General features: G+C 70.7%; 20 protein-coding genes. 3 read left to right on the forward strand and 17 right to left on the reverse strand.

What is annotated here, in order from left to right; translation table 11 throughout:
• The 5 genes from QK442_RS35165 to QK442_RS35185 form a co-directional block, all read right to left on the reverse strand.
• Positions 1-2254: hypothetical protein (locus QK442_RS35165; RefSeq protein WP_282698200.1), on the reverse strand; the 2254-nt coding region annotated here is incomplete at its 3' end.
• 5 nt (positions 2255-2259) lie between these two features.
• Positions 2260-5577 carry a hypothetical protein gene (locus QK442_RS35170; RefSeq protein WP_282698201.1) on the reverse strand — a complete coding sequence of 1106 codons (3318 nt, stop codon included), beginning with the start codon at positions 5575-5577 and terminating at the stop codon, positions 2260-2262.
• Positions 5578-5786: 209 nt separating this feature from the next.
• Positions 5787-6293: a hypothetical protein gene (locus QK442_RS35175; protein WP_282698202.1), complete on the reverse strand. Its 507-nt coding sequence runs from the start codon at positions 6291-6293 to the stop codon at positions 5787-5789.
• Positions 6293-6763 (reverse strand): hypothetical protein, encoded by a 471-nt coding sequence (locus QK442_RS35180; RefSeq protein ID WP_282698203.1) that lies wholly within the window; start codon positions 6761-6763, stop codon positions 6293-6295. The genes QK442_RS35175 and QK442_RS35180 overlap by 1 nt, the downstream gene beginning before the upstream one ends.
• Before the next feature lie 13 nt (positions 6764-6776).
• Entirely contained in the window at positions 6777-7214 is a 438-nt protein-coding gene (locus QK442_RS35185; protein ID WP_282698204.1) for a minor capsid protein, read from the reverse strand.
• 96 nt (positions 7215-7310) lie between these two features.
• On the opposite strand from QK442_RS35185, the gene QK442_RS35190 reads away from it, so the two are divergent.
• Positions 7311-7793 carry an HNH endonuclease signature motif containing protein gene (locus QK442_RS35190; RefSeq protein WP_282698205.1) on the forward strand — a complete coding sequence of 161 codons (483 nt, stop codon included), beginning with the start codon at positions 7311-7313 and terminating at the stop codon, positions 7791-7793.
• Here QK442_RS35190 and QK442_RS35195 read toward each other — a convergent pair.
• Genes QK442_RS35195 through QK442_RS35225 form a run of 7 tightly spaced genes read right to left on the reverse strand, consistent with a single transcriptional unit; the run spans position 7790 to position 11834 of the window.
• Positions 7790-8143, reverse strand: a complete 354-nt coding sequence (locus QK442_RS35195) for a hypothetical protein (RefSeq protein ID WP_282698206.1) — start codon at positions 8141-8143, stop codon at positions 7790-7792. The two genes, QK442_RS35190 and QK442_RS35195, sit on opposite strands and share 4 nt — an antisense overlap.
• Positions 8140-8457, reverse strand: coding sequence for a hypothetical protein (locus QK442_RS35200; RefSeq protein WP_282698207.1), 318 nt, complete (start codon positions 8455-8457; stop codon positions 8140-8142). The genes QK442_RS35195 and QK442_RS35200 overlap by 4 nt, the downstream gene beginning before the upstream one ends.
• Positions 8451-8876 (reverse strand): hypothetical protein, encoded by a 426-nt coding sequence (locus tag QK442_RS35205; protein WP_282698208.1) that lies wholly within the window; start codon positions 8874-8876, stop codon positions 8451-8453. Before QK442_RS35205 ends, QK442_RS35200 begins: the two co-directional genes overlap by 7 nt.
• Before the next feature lie 14 nt (positions 8877-8890).
• On the reverse strand, positions 8891-9400 hold the full coding sequence (locus tag QK442_RS35210; RefSeq protein WP_282698209.1) for a hypothetical protein: 510 nt from the start codon (positions 9398-9400) through the stop codon (positions 8891-8893).
• Positions 9401-9403: 3 nt separating this feature from the next.
• Positions 9404-9769, reverse strand: coding sequence for a hypothetical protein (locus tag QK442_RS35215; protein WP_282698210.1), 366 nt, complete (start codon positions 9767-9769; stop codon positions 9404-9406).
• A 20-nt stretch (positions 9770-9789) separates the two neighbouring features.
• Positions 9790-10854, reverse strand: a complete 1065-nt coding sequence (locus tag QK442_RS35220) for a major capsid protein (protein WP_282698211.1) — start codon at positions 10852-10854, stop codon at positions 9790-9792.
• Between the two features lie 20 nt (positions 10855-10874).
• Positions 10875-11834, reverse strand: a complete 960-nt coding sequence (locus tag QK442_RS35225; protein WP_282698212.1) for a hypothetical protein — start codon at positions 11832-11834, stop codon at positions 10875-10877.
• Between QK442_RS35225 and QK442_RS35230 the strand changes: the two genes are divergently transcribed.
• Positions 11833-12171, forward strand: coding sequence for a hypothetical protein (locus QK442_RS35230; protein WP_282698213.1), 339 nt, complete (start codon positions 11833-11835; stop codon positions 12169-12171). The two genes, QK442_RS35225 and QK442_RS35230, sit on opposite strands and share 2 nt — an antisense overlap.
• Here the strand turns inward: QK442_RS35230 and QK442_RS35235 are convergent.
• From QK442_RS35235 to QK442_RS35255, 5 genes are read right to left on the reverse strand one after another with little or no spacing between them, the layout of a single operon-like run.
• On the reverse strand, positions 12168-13307 hold the full coding sequence (locus tag QK442_RS35235) for a phage minor capsid protein (protein ID WP_282698214.1): 1140 nt from the start codon (positions 13305-13307) through the stop codon (positions 12168-12170). The two genes, QK442_RS35230 and QK442_RS35235, sit on opposite strands and share 4 nt — an antisense overlap.
• Positions 13307-14869, reverse strand: a complete 1563-nt coding sequence (locus tag QK442_RS35240) for a capsid protein (RefSeq protein WP_282698215.1) — start codon at positions 14867-14869, stop codon at positions 13307-13309. Before QK442_RS35240 ends, QK442_RS35235 begins: the two co-directional genes overlap by 1 nt.
• Positions 14856-15062: a hypothetical protein gene (locus QK442_RS35245; protein WP_282698216.1), complete on the reverse strand. Its 207-nt coding sequence runs from the start codon at positions 15060-15062 to the stop codon at positions 14856-14858. Before QK442_RS35245 ends, QK442_RS35240 begins: the two co-directional genes overlap by 14 nt.
• Complete coding sequence (locus QK442_RS35250) at positions 15062-16345, reverse strand: PBSX family phage terminase large subunit (RefSeq protein WP_282698217.1); 1284 nt, start codon at positions 16343-16345, stop codon at positions 15062-15064. The genes QK442_RS35245 and QK442_RS35250 overlap by 1 nt, the downstream gene beginning before the upstream one ends.
• On the reverse strand, positions 16335-16877 hold the full coding sequence (locus tag QK442_RS35255; RefSeq protein WP_282698218.1) for a helix-turn-helix domain-containing protein: 543 nt from the start codon (positions 16875-16877) through the stop codon (positions 16335-16337). The genes QK442_RS35250 and QK442_RS35255 overlap by 11 nt, the downstream gene beginning before the upstream one ends.
• 63 nt (positions 16878-16940) lie before the next feature.
• Between QK442_RS35255 and QK442_RS35260 the strand changes: the two genes are divergently transcribed.
• Positions 16941-17480 carry a PH domain-containing protein gene (locus QK442_RS35260; protein WP_282698219.1) on the forward strand — a complete coding sequence of 180 codons (540 nt, stop codon included), beginning with the start codon at positions 16941-16943 and terminating at the stop codon, positions 17478-17480.
• The last annotated feature ends 28 nt before the right edge of the window (positions 17481-17508 follow it).

The following is a 17508-nucleotide window of genomic DNA, read 5'->3' on the forward strand; positions in this document are numbered from 1 at the left end:
CTGCGGGGATCAGGTGCGGGGTCTTGTGGAGCGCCAGTTGCACGGTGGGGACGCGGGACTCGTCCCAGGTGCCCAGGTGCAGCAGCCAGGAGGCGATCTGCTGGGGAAGGGTGTCGTCGGCCAGGGATAGATCTGTGGAGTCGTCGTAGAGCCCCACACCGGTCGGAGGGGCCTGGACCGACATGGGGCCGGACTCCAGCACCGCGCGTCCCGAGGATCCGCCGATGCGGTTGACCGTGCGGTCGTTGCGGGTGGCCTGGTCGTCGTCGACGGGTTCCAGAGGGGGTGCCACGTCCCCGGCCGCGTAGTCGAGGACCATGCGAGGGGTGAGGTTGTAGCGGTACTCCCGGGGCCGGTAGGCGAGGGCGCTGGTAGCCCGGTCCTCGGTGAGGACACCGAAGTCGCTGTCGGCACACTGCTGGACCAGGTCGAGAAGGGTCTCGGGACGCTGGGGCCCCAGAGACATGGAGGTGTAGGAGTAGCCGGCGGGGAAGACCACGGAGACCGTGCGGGACTCCTCGCCGGCCAGCCGCCACAGCCGCGCGGCGGCCCGTTCCCGGTTGTACCCGTGGTCTGCGCTGGCGTAGGCGGCGCTGGTGGCGTCGGCGCTGAAGACGCCGATGTGGCCGACGCGGAGGTCCGGGAGTCCGGGGCCGAAGCTGGTGTCGACGGCGGTGACCCTGCCCACTGTTCCGGGGACGCTGCCGTTGACGATGAACGCGGCACCGTTGACGACGGTCCAGGTGAGGGTGTAGCTGATGTTGCTTCCGGACTGTCGGGCGGTGAACTCCAGCCGCATCCAGCCGTTGAACTGGGCGAGACTGGTGATGATGGTGGAGTCCAGTACGAGAGCGCCGGAGGCGTCGTAGGCGAACAGGTGGGTGCCGCTGGCGCCCATGGTGATGCGCCAGCGGCGGCCCGTGCCCGTGGTGGTCCACGACAGCATCTCCTGTTCGACGTTCGGCGGAGTGCCCTCGACGCGGTAGGGCATGCAGATGGCCCAGACGGTCGACGCGGTCGCCGGGGCAGGGACGGTGCCGCGCATTGTGCCGCCCGGCGCGATCACGGGGAGGGGGGAGGAGCCGCCCAGGGTGTCGTCCTGCGCGAAGTCCCAGCGGGAGACCGCCAGCGGAGAGCCGCCCGGCAGCGGGGAGTACGCCTGCGAGGATCCTGCTGCGTCCTCGCACGGCCAGTACGCCAGGAGCGAGGTCTGGGACGGCAGACGCCGTCGCAGTGTGGACGCCAGCGCCTTCTTCCCCTGCCCGAGCCGCCGAAGCGTGCCAGCCGCTTCGATCGGCACCCACACGTCCTGGCCGGACGGCGCCCAGCGCGGTGGCCAGGACGACGCCACACCGTGGAATCGGTTGACGCGGTTGGTCACCTCGACCTGATCGCTTTGGCCCATCAGGGTCCACGGCTGGCCGGAGGAGTCTGTCCAGGACGTGGTGCCGGGGGCGAGGGCGCGCAGGTCAGGGGAGGCGACGACGGGGCCGTTGATGCCGTTGCGCAGCTCGGCGCGGTGGACGGGGCCGGTGAGCCCGACGGTGAAGCCGCCCAGGGTGAGCGGCGTGGTGGAGTTGAAGATGCTGGTTGCGGCGTCGCCGGTGAAGGTGGCATAGCGAGTCCACGGCCCGTCGAGGGTGGGGGCGGTGAAGAACTCGGTGTAGAACTTGCCCGCCCCGTTGTCGACATCGAGGGTGACGCGGAAGGCGGTGCGGCGGGGTGTGGCCGCGGGGATGCTCCAGCCTGCGAAGAAGGGGTTGGTGCCGCCGTCGGGGGACCAGATCAGGTAGAGCGTGCCGCGGTCGACCTGGAGCCGGTAGGACTGCTGGCCCACGTTGCCCCATTTGCCGAAGAGGCGGTTGGAGGAGCTCCACCAGTCGCCTTCGGCCTCCACGCGGATGTCGAGGTCGCCGGTGATGTCCAGGGAAGCATGGTCCGGGGTCTGGGCGCCGGCGCCCGCTGCGCCGTTGGTACTCAGGTATGAGGTGGGGCCGGGGACAGAGATGCGGATCGGGGTGTTGCGGCCGATCAGCCCGTAGTACGGCGACAACGGGTTGCGGGGGCTGTACTTGCCGTTCTTGTTGTTGAGGGTGACGGTGCAGCGGGACGGGTCCGACACGGCGGCCCCGTCCGGCTGTCCGCGGGTGATGGTGATGGGGTCGCGGGTGTAGGCGTCCGCCGTGACGTTCGTCCACACCCCGCCCGCCTGGAGGTCCACGCGTACGCCGAGAGGGTCGTCGGGGAACGCCATATCGTCTACCTCCTTTGTCCGAGGGCGAGTTGCACGTCGCCGCCTCTGTCCTTGATCGCGTTGCGGAGTACTTCGACGAGCAGGTCGTCCATGCGGGACCCGCCGGAGCGGACCTCGATCACCGTCGGCGCTTGCGCCCGGCCGGTTGCGGCCGGTGCGCCGGCGCCCCCGTACGCTCCGGAGACCGCCGTCGGCGTGGGCGGCTTGACGAGGTTGGACATCGACTGGTCGACCGCCGAGCGGCCCGACTCGATGCCCCGCACCAGGCCGGCGGGGATGAACCGGCCGACCGCGGCCATGACCCTCGACGGCGACTTGATGCCGAGGGCCTGCTTGATGGCCTTCTGCATGGCGGTCGCGATCGTGAGCATCTGCCGCTCGATTGCGGACTGCTCCTTCTTCAGGCCCTCGACCAGGCCCTGCGCGGCGCGGATGCCCGCGCCGTACATGGCGTCACCGGCGGTGTCGCCCGCCTGGGTGGCGGCCTTCACCAGCTGGGCCTGGGTGTCGTTGATCTGCTTGATCTGGCCCGAGGACGCCGCCGCCAGCGCGGCAGCGGACGCACTGCCCTGCTCCATTCCGGCCTGGGCGATCTGGGCGATCAGGTCCGCTCGCACGCCCTTCTTGCGGAGGGTGGCCAGGTCCTCGGCGAACTTCTTGGCCTTCGCCAGGTTGGCTTGGAGGTTGGCGAGGATGCTGGTGGCGGTGGTGCCGCCCTCGTCCTGGTTCTGCGTGATGTCCGCTGCGTCCAGGACGCTCTTCTTCACGTCGGCGGCCAGCGCGTTCCGGGCCTTGACCAGGTCAGCGAGCTTGGCGTTCGCGGCCTTCAGCTTCGCGGCCACCTGCTCCTCGCGCTTGGCGAGCGTGGCGAGCTTGGCGGTGGCGGCGTTGAGGACGGTCATCGCCTTGGTGCGGGTGCTCTTCGACCTTTGCAGCAGGAGCTTGTTCTGCTCGTCGATCTTCTTGTTCTGCTGGTCGATCTTCCTGTTCTGGGCGTCGATTTCCCGGTTCTGCTCGTCGATCTTCTTGTTCTGTTCGCGCGCTCGCTTCTTCTGAGCCTCGGTGCCCTTGACTTCCTTGCGCTGCTTGCGCGGGATCCGCTTCTTCCGGGGCGCCAGGGTGACGTCGGTCGCGTCGATGATGATGTTGGCCATCTTGGCCGCCGTCGACCGGATCTGGCTCAGCCCGGAGGTCATGCCGACCACCAGGCCGCGCGCCACCCACTCGCCCTGCTTCGCAGTCACCTTCGACGGGCTCGCGATCTTGAGCATGCTGGCGATGGGCCCGGGGATCACGGTCCGTACGAAGCCTCCGACCTGGGACTTGATCCAGCCGCCCATCGACTTGATGCCCTCCCACAGGCCGCGGACGATGTCCCGGCCGTGGCTGACGAGGAGACCTCCGAGCTTGCCGAGGGCACGGCCGATCTCCCGGGGAAGGTTGCGCATCCAGTCGAGAAGGGCGCGGCCCTGGCGGATCGCGCCGTCCTTCGCTCCCTGCCAGTGGCGGGTGATCACGGCGGCGATGGACCAGCCGGCGAAGAACCCGATGATCCGCCCGGGGAGACCCCGGAGCCAGTTCATCAGGCCGTCCCACAGCCGTCGGCTACCGTCCTTGACGGCCTGCCAGTGCTTGGCGATCGTGGCCCAGATCGGCCAGCCCGTGAACCATCTGATGAGGTCGAGGCCGAACTGCTTGATCGTCTTGACGAGCCAGTCCCAAGCTGCCACCGTGGCCGCCTTGATCTCGTCCCAGTAGACGATGATCGCCGTGACCAGCGCGCCGACGGCGAGGATGATCCAACCGATCGGCCCCATGGCGATGAGCCACTGTGCGGCCATCGTGGCCGCCCACACAACGGCGCGGGCCGCCATCATGGCCATCTGGCCCACGACGGCCAGCGCCGCCCGCGCCACGGCCAGAGCGAACGTGCCCACCGCGCGGAGCGCGGCGCCGAGCCAGGCTGCGGCGGTCGTGGCCGCGTGGACCACTGCCGCCCTGGCCATGGCGAGCATGGAGGCGACCGCCGTACGCGCGGCGGCCAGCCAGAGACCGATCTGCATCCAAAGCCGCGACTCCAGCACCAGACTCGCCCCGGCCGCGATCAGGGCGTACAGCTGGTACGCCTTGAAGGCCAGCGCGACCGCGGTGACACCGGCGGCGATGCCCGCCAGGACGTCCGGCGGCAGCGAGTTGATGATGTTCGCGATCGCCAGCGCGATCTCCGCCGTCACGCCGATCAGCGGGCCGAGCGCCACCAGCAGGTTGCCGGCCGCGAGCGCGAGCTGGCCGAGCGCACCGCCGCCTTCGCGGGCGATGTCGAGGAACTTCTCGAACCCCTCACTGCCCTTGAGGCCCTGGGCCCAGTCGGCGAAGGCGTCCGTCATGTCGACGAGGCCACCGGTGATGCCGTCCGACGTGGGAAGGAATGCCTGCATCAGGCCCATGAAGCCCCTACCCAGGTTGGCGATGACCTGGATGAAGTTCGACAGCGCCGGACCGGAAGCCTCGGCCATGTCAGCCGTCCACTCCTTGAACTTCGCCGACTTCACACCCTTGGCGACACGGTCGAGCATGTCGTCGAGCGCGCCGGCCGCCGCCTTCACGAAGGGCGTGAGGACCGGCAGCAGATCGCGCAGGATGTTCAGGCCCTTGGTGAACACCGGCATGGTCGTGTCCGCGAGAGACTCCGACCATTCCTCGTGCGCGAGCTTGAGCTTGGCCTGGGCGAGCGCGGCCTCTCGGGTGGCCTTCGGCATCCCAGCGGTCTGCCGCTGGTACGCCAGTTCGGCCTCCTTCGTCTTCAGGCGGGCCGTCTGGTACGCCTTCTCCGCCTTCGTGGCCAGGTCGGAGCCCTGGGCCTTCAGCTTCGCGGCGAGCTCCGCCTTACGGGCCTCGTCCTCCTCGGCCTGAGCGAGCTTGTCTGCTGCGTCCGCGGACTCCTGCATCATCTCCATCTGCGGCTTGACCGCGAGGGAGAAGGCCCCGACGGCCAGGCCGGCGGCGACAGCTCCGGCGGCGAGCCCTGCGATGGCAGTGGTGAGCGCGGCGACGGCCGGGATGCCGACGCCAATACCGGCGGCGGCCGGGCCGATCTTCTTGAGCGCGGTGACGGCGATACCGGAGTAGTGCCGGATGCGGTTCGCCAGCCCGCGGCCAGCGGCCTCGCCTTCGGACACGAACCGGCCACGCAGGTCGCGGAGCTGGCCGTCCGCGTCGCGGGTCAGGCCCCGCAGCCGCAGGCGGGCGGCGGCCAGGCCCGAACGCCAGCCGGAGTCGTCCGCGCGGATGATGCCGACCAGCTCGCCGATGGTGAGCGCCATGGGCTATCGCACCCCCTTCGGTGACTTGGGTTCAGGTGGTGCGAAGTGCCGCTGGAGCCGGCACTCGGTGGACAGCAGGCCGAGGATCCGGACGCGGAGCCACCGCCAGGAGCGCTGCTGAAGCAGGCCAGGCGCCGAGAGGTCGAGGCCGTACACCTCGTGGAGGTCGGCCTCGATGAGCGCCCATTGCTCCAGCAGCGCACCCCACGTCAGGTCCGGGTGGCCTTCCGGGCGCGGGCGGTAGCCGGCGGGGTGCTCGTACCACTCCGCGAGGCCCGTGACGGGGTCGATTTCGCCGCACGGGATGAGGCCCGGCGCTGCTCCCTGTTCGCCGGGCCCGTCTGAGAAGGGTCGCCACCCGAGTTCCAGAAGGTCTCGGCGGCGTCGAGGCCCTGGCTGATCCACAGGACAGCTGTAAGCGCCATGTGGCGGAAGCGGGCCCAGTCGAGCTGTGCGAGCGCCTCGTCGTACGTGTCGCCGAGGGCGGCCTTGTAGAGGTTGAGCTCGGCGAGGTCGTCGAGGGCAGTGGCGTCCGGGGCGGCCTCCGGGGCGGCGGCCAGCTTGATGCCCGTCTCCATCAGCTTCTCGACCTTGAGGCCGTCCTCGGCGGACGGGCCCTCGATGTGGAAGGTGCGGATCTTGCCATCCTTGCACTTCACGGGAAGGTCGAGGGAGTCGCCGAGGAACTCCTCCAGGACCTTGAATCCGGCGGCCATCAGGGGGTCACCGGGTTCGCGATGAGGTTGAGGATGCCGTCGCCGGTGAGGGTGGTCTGGACCTGGTCGAGGGCGGTGTACTCGCCGCCCTGAGGCTCCCACGTCACGATCGCCTTGCCCTGGTACGCCTCCGGGAGGCCGTCGCGGTCGTACCAGCGCACGCCGACCTTGGAGGCGGCGCCGTAGGAGAAGGATGCGATGCGGAGCTTCTCGTGGACGGGGCTGTAGGTGGTGGAGTCGGGGGAGGACTTGCGGTTGAACGTGGCCTCCACGGACCACTCCTGGGCGGTCTTGGTGTTCTCCGCCCATCCGTCGCTGTCGTACGAGCTGGAGTTCTCGATGTTGGGCGGGAACTGGGGCTGGAACTCGGTGATCCCGGGGCACAGCTGCCAGTCGGGGGCCTCGTCGGTGCCCATGTTGATGTCCATGCGCCACCTGCGGGCGAGCGCGGTTTCGGTCGGCGTCGACATGACGCGGTCCTCCTCAGTCGAACAGGTTGGGGGTGGACCGTGTGGTCCGGAGGTAGTAGTTGGCGGTCATCTCCTGGCGGCCGTGCGGGTCTTGGCCGAGGAGCGTCTGGGACTGGCGCCAGGCGAGCGCCACGTGGGTGCTGCCGAGGTAGAAGCCCCGCCGGTTGTGGAGGGCGGCGAACACGCGGTCGGCGAGGTCGGTGGTGACGAGCGGGTCGGAGCCGGTCCGGATCCAGATCTGAAGGCCGGTCACCGCGTCCGTCAGGTTCGAGTCCTCCACGGTGTACGTGTTGAGCCAGAGGATGCGGTTCGGGGCCTCGGGCCGGATGCCGTAACCAATGGCGGTGATGTCCTCGTCGGGGCCGTAGACGCCGCCGGGGCGGTAGACGCCGAGCCCCGAAGCCGCGAGCAGCAGGGCTGCGCCGTCGAGGATGTCGCGGGTGTAGCCCACCGGCACCTCCTGAGATCAGCGGGAACGGTGACAGAGGGAGCGTGCGGGCCGTACGGTGCGGAGATGCCAGAAGGAAGACCCGCGATCCCTGCGGCGATGAAGCGAGCAGTACTCGAAGAGGCCGGCTACGCCTGCGCCGTACCGACCTGCCGGGCGACGACCACCGAGATTGCGCACATCGAGCCGTACGCCAAGGTGCAGGAACACACGTTCGCTAACCTCATCGCCCTATGCCCGAACTGCCACACGCGGTTCGACCAGAAGAAGGAGATCCCGAAGCTCTCCATCCTCAGGTACAAGGCCAACTTGGCTGTGCTCAACGGACGGTACAGCGACCTAGAGCGACGGATGCTGGAGGCCGCAGCCGAGACCCCGGGGAACACGATCTTCCCGATCCACCGAAGCGTCGCGCTGCTCGTACGGCACCTTGTGGCTGACGGGATCTTCGCCCGGCTCCGCGATCACGGGCTCGGCGGCCTGTCGATGAACGGGCAAGAGGTCGAGCAGTACTACGCCATCACCCCGAAGGGGCGGGAGTTCGTCCGGCGATGGCAGGAAGCGGATCCGCTCCTCGACTAGCCACGGAGCCAGTCCCGCAGCGAGACGGCCATCAGCCGCAGCATGATGTCGCGCTCGGTGTTCATCGGCTGCTCCAGATACTTCGCCTGGCGGCCGGGCAGGTGCTTCCAGGTCAGCTCCTCGTGCTGCCGGACCGCATAGACCGTGTCGTAGCTGATGATGCCGTTCAGGCCGTCTACGTCGACCCGGCCCGAGCGCTCCAGCGTGCCCTCGTCCAGAGGCACGAGCCTCTTGGAGACGCCGAGGGTGTGCTCCAGCGCTCGTTGCAGGCCCCGGGAAGCTGCGCGTCGGCCCCGGCCGGTCCACAGCCGGTCGCCCTGCCAGGACATGTGCGCCTGCTGCGGGCTCACTGGAGCTGTACCTCCGTGTGGTTCGGGGTGCCCAGGCCGCCGCCGTCCCGGTTGTAGGAGGCAATGACGACGGTGCGCCGGCCGCCCGGCAGCGTGACCCGCGACTTCGCCGGGGCGACGGTGCCGGGCATTGCGTAGGCGGTGGACGAGGAGACGACCTCGTCGCCGGCCGGGGACCGGACGAGGCGGGTCTGCTCCTCCAGCAGGCACCGCACCGGCCCCGCCGGGCCGTACGCGGGCCCGGACGGGCCCACGCCGAGGTACGGCTCCACCTGAACCACGTGGATCAGCGTCCACACGGGGATCGTCAGCATGAGACCACCAGCCCGAGGTACAGCCGCTCCGGGCCAAGGCCCGGGGACTGGAGCGCATCCCACACGGCCGGCGCGACCTGGCGGCCAGGCGTTTCACCGCCTGATGCGCTGGCAGCCGTCGGCCGTTCCAAGCGGACGGACCCGACCTGGACCTTCCCCCAGCCGACGCCGGCGGCACCGGTGGTGTCGCCGACGTCGATGCCCCACTCGACCTGTGCGCACACGGCGTCCGCGAACGCGGCGGCTACGAGCGGATCGGCGGGCAGGCCCTCGTTGTCCGTGGCGTACCGGCAGTACCGGAACACCTGCGCGTCGAGGAATGCGGAGGCGCGCCGCAGTCGGACGTCGATGTCGGTCGGCGCCGGGCTGAGCCCGGTGTAGGTCTCGTACTGGGTGGCGGTCGCGTAGACGCGGGCCATGGCGACCACCTCCTTCAGGCGCTGGAGCCGATGATGACGATGTCGTACGAGACCGCCGTCCCGGCGCCGGAGTTGGCGACCTTCAGCAGGTCGCCGGTGCCGGCCGTCACCGCGTACGCCGTGGCGTCCGCGGCGCCAGTGGTGAGCCCGACCGCGGCGCCGGGGCGCAGGGTGAGCGTGCCGGTGGCGCCCAGGAGCGCGGCCCACGCGTTGCTGGTGGCGTTGCCGAGGACCACGTTGTTCACGTTGGCGGCGTCGGCCCGGACGTACAGGCCCTTGACCCGGGCGAACGTGATCGCGGCCCCGAAGGCGTCGAGGAGGACGCCAGCGAGATCGAGGTCCTCAGTGGCGGACGCGGCCAGGGTGCGCCGGTCGGAGAACACGCGGTCGGCCTGCCCGGCGCCGATGCCGGACTGCCACGTGGTGGCGGCCCGGACGGTGACCGGGGCGGACGCGGTGGCCAGGTCCAGGGCGCTGGTCAGGGTGGCGTTCGCAGCCACCGACAGGGAAGAGGTGAGCGGCATCCGTCAGCCCTCCTCGGCAAGCGCGAGCACCGTCTTGCGGGCCTTACCGGCCTGCTCGGCGGAGATGACACGGTCGAACTCGGCGGCCTGTTCCGGGTCGTCGGGGTCGAGGACATCGAGGTAGTCGACGACCCGGGCCGCGTCGTGCGCGGCCGGGTCGAACGACTCGTCCGGGGCGGCACCGGTCGGCTCGGCGGTCTCGCCGGCGGCCTCCGGGACGAGGTCGTAGCCGCGGCGCCGGAAGTACTCGATCGCGGCCCGGCCGGCCTTGTCCCCGTCGCAGACGAAAGCGGCGCCGTCTTCGAAGACGACGCCGCATGCCTCGCCGCTGAACTCCGGGTCGGGGGCGGTGACGTGGTAGCTGGTCATGCTGCTGCTCCCTTCCCGGGTTACTGGACCTTGAGGTTCCGCAGGACGCCGCACGCCTTCGTGTTGCGCAGCACCATGGCCACCGGGCCCATCTCGATCTCGCCGGTCTTCACCGCTCCGGCGCGCTCGAAGTCAGGCATCCACGTCTGCACCAGCGGGTTCCCCGCGACGGAGGCGCCGTGCAGCGCATCCAGGCCGAAGGAGGCGGCGTACAGGTCCGTCAGGCCCGTGACGTTGCCGCCGGCGCCCGCCCCGTCGGGGTCGCGGGTCTCGATCGGGATGATCGGCGCGGCGCCGGTGGCGTTGTCGCCGAGGTCGATGAGGACCCACGGGCCGTACATCTCGATGCCGCGGCCGAGGTCGTCCTTGGCCTGGGTGTAGATGCCGGCCCAGCGGGCGAGCGCCCGCATGCGGGTGATGGAGCGGGTGTTGCCGAGGATGGCCTTGACGCCCGGGGGCAGGGCGCCGGGCTCGCCCTGGTCACCGCCGCCGGTGGTGGACGGGACGATGCGGGACAGCCAGTCGTCGACGACGTCGAGCTGGGCCATGGCCTCGGCCTGGGTGTCGATGGTGCCGCGGGTCCAGTCGAGGTAGCCGGTGGAGACACCCTCGTCGACCGGGAGGTACTCGGTCGGCTGGCCGGTGAGGGCCTTGTCGAGGCCGTCGAAGCCGTTCGCGTCCACGGCGACGTCGCCGTTGATCAGCTCGTTCTGGAACTCCGTGCGGACGGAGGTGAGGAGCTGCTGCATCTGGAACGTGACCTCGTTGGTCTGCGCCTGGCCGAGGTTCGCGAGGACGCGGTCGACCTGGAACGAGCCGCCGAGCGGCTTGAGGTCGACGGTCTTGCGCTCGCGGGTGGCCTGCCCGGCGGTGTACTCGCTGTTGAGGGCGCGGAACGCGGCCGTGCGGGCGGCGGTGAGGCGGGTGAAGCCGTAGGTGAGGGTGCCGCCGCCGGTGCCGGGGTTGACCGTGTCGTCGAAGACGATCTGGTCGAGGAGCCAGGAGTAGCGGCGGAGGTTGTCGATGACGGCGTAGTCCACATCGATCTGGGTGTTCACCTGCGCCTGGGCCAGGGTGATGGGCATGGGGTTCTCCTCAGGTGGGGTCAGGTCTGGTAGTGGTGCGAGACGGCGCCGGACAGGGACCCGGACCGCTTCTTGGCGGTGGTCTCGCCGGTGCCGCCGGACAGGTCGCCGCCCGAGCGGGCCGCGGGCTGCTGGACGGCGAAGGTCGGGTTGTCCTTCACGGCCGCCTTGATCGCGTCGTCGAGCGCGGTGGTGAAGCCCTTGGCCGTCGGGTCGAGGTCGGCGAGCGTGCGGGCGAAGGAACGGGAGTCGAGCAGCGCGCCCGCCTTCGCGCCGGCCTTCTCGGCCCGCGCCCAGACGGCGAGCTCGACGTCCTTCGCGCGGAGCGCGGTCTCCCGCTCGGTGAGCGCGGCGTCCTTCTGCTCGATGGCCTTGGCGAGCGCGGCGGGGTCCGGCGGCACGTCGTCCTTGACGAGGCCGAGGGCCTTGCCGAGCTTCTCCGTGAGCGCCTTGACCGCTTCGTCGGCGGCCTGTTGCTTGGCGGTGGTGCGGTCCTTCGCGGCTTCCTTGCGGGCGTCCGCGAGTTCCTTCTCCAGCCGCTTGACGGTCGCGGCCTGGTCGTCGCCGCCGGTCGTCGTGGCGGTCTGCTGTCCGGAGCGCTGTCCGTCGCCGGATCCGGTGCTGTCCGTCTGTCCGGACTGCTGTCCGCCCTGGTCAGCGGGCTGTCCGCCGGACTGGTCCGCGACGGATCCGGAGCCGGATCCGTCGCCGTCCCCGCCGTCGGCGTACAGGTACGCGTCGAAAGGGCCGGTGGGGTAGGGGTGGGCCCAGCCGCCGCCGTCGAGGCGGAGGTGGCGGGCGAGGGTGCGCTTCGGCATGGTCGTGCCCTCCTGGGGCGCGTAGGGGATGGCCGGCGCCTGGCCGACCTGAGGAAAGGGGTGGTGCGGGGCCCGCGCCGGGCGGGCCGTGGTGCTCCCGTCCGCTCCAGGCGGAGGGAAGTCGTGGTGCTCGCCTGCGCGGGCGAGGAGACTGGGCCGCATGGAAGCGACGCTGAAGACGTACGAGGGCCCGGCCGTGATCGACGGCGAGGAGGTCCCCAACCTGCGGGTCCGGGTGTTCGCCACCTACGACGACGGCGTGGCGTGGCCCGACAAGCCGGTGGAGCTGCTGCGGGGCTGGGAGGCGGTGGCCGCCATCCCCCGTGCGGATCTGGGGCCCGCGCAGGAGTGGGTGGACGCGCGGCATGGGGTAGAGGTGCAGCTTCCCGGTGTCCCGCACACGGGGCGCGCCATCGTGACGGACGTTCAACCAGTGCTCAGCGAAGGCTGGACAGTCTTCTTCATCGGCGCCGAGGTGCCGCCGGTGGCCGAGGTCTAACGGGCCTGCCCGATCTGCTCCCGAGCGGGCTTCCGCCGCAGGTGCGGGTACGCCGCCACGTGCGCGCGTGCCTGCGCCTGCCACCGCCGCACGAACACGCCCGCGCGCTGCCGGTCCGCGTCCGTCGTTGCCGCGGCCTGACGGCGCTTCCACGCTCGGATGTGCCGCTCAATCGCCCGCTGCCGCTGCGTGTCCACGTACGTTGTCCCCGGCGTCGGATGATGCGGCGGCCGGGTCGTCACCCCGGGCAAGAAGGCGCTCAGGCTGTGCCGGCAGTTCGGATGGAAGAGCCCCGCCGCGCGGGCCTCCGTGAGCGACCCGGCGATGTGCACGGCTACTGTCTCCGGCGGCCCGGAATGAAGCTCCGGCTGGATCGCTTTCTCTGCCCGCACCGTCTGCGGCCCCCGCTCCGGCCCGAGGGAGAGGACTTCGCCCTCCCACGGCGCGCACAGCGGGCACTCCAGCGGCGCATCAGACACGATCACCAGGCCGACGCCGAGCTCGGCGAGGGCGTCGATGTGCCCCTCCACGGCAGCCCGAGCGGTCACGGACCGGACGGCCATCTCCGCGTACGCCGCCAGCTCCCACGATCGGCCCGCCGCGTCGACGAAGCCGGTGACGCCCCGCTGCGCGAACTGGTCGAGCGCCCGCTGGGTCGCCTGTCGGCGGGTGAGGCCGCCGAGGAGCGTCGAGGCGGATACGCGGGTCACGATCGATCGGAAGACGTCCAGCACCGCGCGGGTGATGCGCACGTACAGCGGGCGGGTGTCCTGCGCGTACGACGCCGCGAGCCGGTCCACGGCCGACGTCCCGGGGAGCACGCGGCGGGCCTGGAGCTCGCGGCCGATGTCGAGCGCGCCCAGCTCGGCCACGGCGGCCTGCCGGCCGCGGCCGTACGCCTCGGCCAGGGCGCGGCCGACGGCACCGTCCGCGTCCTGTTGGAGGGCGGTGGTGATGTCCTCCACGGCGGCCCGGAGGTCGCCGATCGAGCGGAGCTTGATCTCCGCCCACAGCGGGCTGTCGATGCCCGCCATGAGGGCGTCACGGAGCTTCTCCAGTAGCGCAAGTTCGGCGTCCGCGTACAGGGCGGCGATGGCGGCGGCGAGGTCTTCCGCCATGGCGGGGGAGACGGGCATCAGACCCCCTCCTCACCGTCCTCGTCCTGGCTGAAGCCGGGGCCGGGGTTTTCGGCGCCGGTGAGCGCGGGGTCGGCAGTGTCCCGGCCGGTCTCGCGCATGATCCGGCGGACTTCCTTGGCCTGCTCCTCCAGGGGAAGGCCGGGGTTGACCAGGGCGACGAGGGTCTCTGTAGAGGCGGCATCGGCGCGGCGGAGGAGGTCGGCGGTCTCTGCCAGGACCTTGGTGTCCTCCTGGACGGAGTCCTGCCACCGCACCTCAGGCCGCTCGACCTCGGTCTGTGGGGCGCCGGGGAAGAGACCGGAGTTCTCCAGGATGAGGAGCGTCTCCGTGATCTCCGCGATCCCCACCGTCTCCAGCTCCGTCTTCCGCGCGCGGGTGGCCATGGTCCGCGCGTTGCGGGCCTTCACCTCGGTCGCGGTCATCTGCGTGCTGTCACCGTCGTCGCCGAAGGTGCCCTCGTTGTAGCCAGCGTTGCGGACGATCCGGGAGACGAGGTCCTCGATCGTGGCCCGGTGCTCTTCGTGCCGGATCGCGAACTGGTTCAGCGTGATGCCCTGTTCGCCGGTGGGCGGGATGTTCATCGGTGCGAAGACCTCACGGTCCTCCCACGCCACGCCCTGCCCGGTCCCCAGTGACTGGAGGTAGCCGGACGGCACGAGGATCCGGGAGCGGGCGAGGCGGATGTCCCGCATCCACGAGGTGTAAGCCTCGTCGACCGCCGAAAGCATGCCCTCGGCGCCCTGGAAGTCGGACGTGCCCAGCCCGGCCGCGCCCGGCACGTCGTGCCAGTCCGGGGCCGTCATCGTGTTCGGGATGTAGGAGCACGCGAGACGGCCCTGGAGCGGCAGCTCGCGGACGGGAAGGAGGTCCTTCGTGTCGGGGTAGGCGCTGAGAGGGACGGGGCTGCCGAGGTTGTCCTCGGTGCCCTCGTACACGCCGTGCAGGATCAGGTTCGGCTCGTGGCGCTCCAGGTGCCGGACGACCTTCTGACCATCGAAGGCGATGACCTTCCAGAACGTGACCGCGCGGAGCCGCTCGCCGAAGAACTCCGGGGCGGCACCGTCGGCGCGCACCAGGCTGATCCACGGGCCGGGCTGGATCCGGGTGTCCCACACGAGCCGCAGGTAGGAGCCGCCGAGCGCGGAGCACACCTCGCCCTGGGCGATCAGCGTGCGGCGCAGGCCCGTGGTCATGAGCTCTTCGAGCCGGTCCCGAGTAGCCGCGTTCTGCGTGATCAGCGTGGGCGGCTCGGAGAACAGCAGATCGGCGGAGGTGCGGGCGAGGTCGCGAGCCAAGGGCACGTGCAGGTTGGCCCGCTTCTCGCCGGCGGGGGTCGGCTCTCCCCAGAACCAACGGGCGACGGTACCGACGATGCCACCGCGGTACTGCGAGGGCCGGTTGTCCGGCTGCCCGTACGCCCGGCCGGTGCGGCGCCGGGTGCGGTAGCGGTAGGCGAGGCGGTCGGGGTCGGCGGAGTACCAGGCGGCCCAGTCCTCCATGTCGGAGCGGACGATGGGGCTGATCGGGGGCCAGGCGGCGCCCTTGTCAGGCAGCGGCATCGGGCACCTCCTCGTCGTCCTCAGGCGGGTTCTCGATTGCGTCGGCGGCGGCACGGTAGAAGGAGGCCAGTTCGGCGCGGAGCGCGGTGGCTTCGACGTGATCGCCGTGCACGGGCATCGTGACGAGGCCGATCTGTTGCTCGGGGCTGTCGCCGACGCGCATGTACACCGGCAGGGTGAGCTCAGCGGGCATCAGGCGGCTACCTCCAGGTCACGGCGGATCAGGGGCCGCCACTCGTGCGCGGTCGAGTGCAGCGCGTACCGCAGGGCATCGGCCGAGTGGTCGTTGGTCTTCACCGGCTTGTCCTCGCCGCGCTCCGCCGCCCGCTCGTCCCACGCGTACGACGGCAGCTCGCCGAGCACGCCGGCGCACGAGCGGTGGATCCGCAGCAGGCCGGAGGACAGTGCCACGGACACCGATCGGATGCCGTCGAGGACGTCGTTCACAGCCGGGGAGACGCCGGGCATCTGGTCCGTCCACAGCTGGTTCATGAACGAGGCCGCCGACGGGTCGACGAACACCCACTGCGGCTGCACCCCGGCCGTGGTCTCGCCCGGCGGGCGGACGTTCGCGAGCCAGCTGCGGACGTTCGTCGAGTACTGGGCGTCCGTGAGCTGGCGGCCGGCGGTCCGGGAGTCGTGCCGGTACTCGCTCGCGACGTACAGGTGGTCATCGTCGCCGTGGCCGACGAGGACGGCGGAGAAGGCGTTGACGGTGCCGTAGTCGATGCCGACGGCGGTCCAGCGGCGCATCCGCGGCATGAGGTCGACGACGTGGCGTTCGACGTCGAAGCAGTCGTAGACGGCGCCGGAGGCGAGGCACCACTCGCCGAGGATGAAGCGGCGGTACCAGAGGCCGGTGTACTGGGCCTTGAGGCGGGTGACGACGGCTGGCGCCATGCTCGGGTTGTCGTCGATGGTGAAGTGCCAGTTCGTCAGCCCGACTTCTCCGCTGCGCTGGATGAAGTCGCGGTGGAGCCAGTGGAACGGCCCGTCCGGGTTGGTCGTGGCGAGGAGGCGGGACTGGTCGCCGACGCGGAGTCGGGACAGCAGCATCATCCAGAAGGAGTGCGGCACCAAGGTCGCCTCGTCGACGTACGCGAGCGCGATCGTGGCGCCGCGGATGCGGCCCTCGGCGCGGGCGTCGGAGGCGCCGACGAGGTGGACGGTACGGCCGAGGATGACGGCGGTGCTCGATCCGGGGGTGTGGTGGACGTGCGCGGCGATCGGCCCGAACAAGGTGACGGACTGAAGCGGGTCGATGAGATTCCGTTCGATCGTCTGGAGCGTGCGGCCCACGACGACGATCAGTCCGGAGTCCGGGGCGACGGTGAGCCGGATGAGGAACGCGATCAGGCTCGCGATGGTCTTGCCGGAGGACACGGCGCCGGACCACAGGGCCAGCGGCGCATCCTGCGACTCGACGATGCTGGCCACCTGCTTGCGCGACAGCGGGAGGGCGAGGTCACTGAGCATCACCGTCCCCCTCGTCGTTGGCCTGTTCGGTAAGCGCCTGGTGGACCGTGGTCAGGCTGCTCGCGAGGTTGCCGAGGAGCGACACGGCCTCGTTGACGCCCTGGTCGTCGCGCGGCGGGACAAGCCGGAGGGACTGGGCGGCGGCGGTGGCCGCCGCGCTCATCAGGGCTCGCTTGTCGGCCGGCGGCGGCTCGGGGACGTGCTCCTCGGTGTACGTGTTGTCCTTGCCACCGATGTTGTAGACGACGGCCGGCTCCCACATCTGCGCGGTGAGGCGGAGCGCATCGTCCATCAGGGCGTCGGCGAGGATCGCCCGCTTCTCGGCCAGCTGCGCCGTGCGGTGCTGGGTGGCCTTCTCGGTCCGCGTGCACTCGAACTCCAGGTTCAGGCGGGCGGCGATGACCGAGATGGTGCGGGTGCCACGGTCGAGGCGGCGCGCGATCTCGTTCCGACCGAGGCCCTCGGCATGGAGGCGCCGAACGGCTTCCTCGTCGGCGTCGGTCACGGGCCGGGGGCGCTGGGGAGCCGCCACGATTCACCTCCAGGAAGACAGGGCGGACGGCTACGATCCGAACCACCAGAAGAAGGGGTGGAAATGGGCAAGTTCAGCGACCGGCCGGACATCGAGGCGGCTGCTCAGAAGGTGAAGCCGGCGATCGGCGCGAAGCGGGAGATCCAGCACCTGCCGACGGTCCTGTGGGAGGGCGAGACGGTCGACATGCTCGCGACCGGCGCCTACGGCGGGGGCGTCGGCCTGGTGGCGCTCACGGACCGCCGGCTGCTGTTCCTGAAGCACGGGATCATGTCGCAGGCGCTGGAGGACTTCCCGCTCGGCAACATCAGCTCGGTGCAGTGGTCGGCCGGCATGCTGATGGGCACGCTGTCGGTGTTCGCGTCGGGCAACAAGGCGGACATCAAGAGCGTGCCCAAGGCGCACGGTGAGGCGCTGTCGTCGCGGCTGCGGATGGTCATCTCCGCGCCGCCGGCCGCAGCTGCGCCCGCTGTTGTTCCGGCACCTGCTGGTGTGCCGGATGTGGCGTCGCGGCTGGCGACGCTGGATCAGCTGCGGGTTGCGGGCGCGATCTCTGATCAGGAGTACCAGGATCGCCGGGCGGCGATCTTGGCGAGCATCTGAGGGATGTGCGAGGGCCCCGGCCGGGTGG

Origin of the sequence: Streptomyces sp. CC208A (genome assembly GCF_030010625.1) — a bacterium.
Classification (GTDB): Bacteria; Actinomycetota; Actinomycetes; order Streptomycetales; family Streptomycetaceae; genus Streptomyces.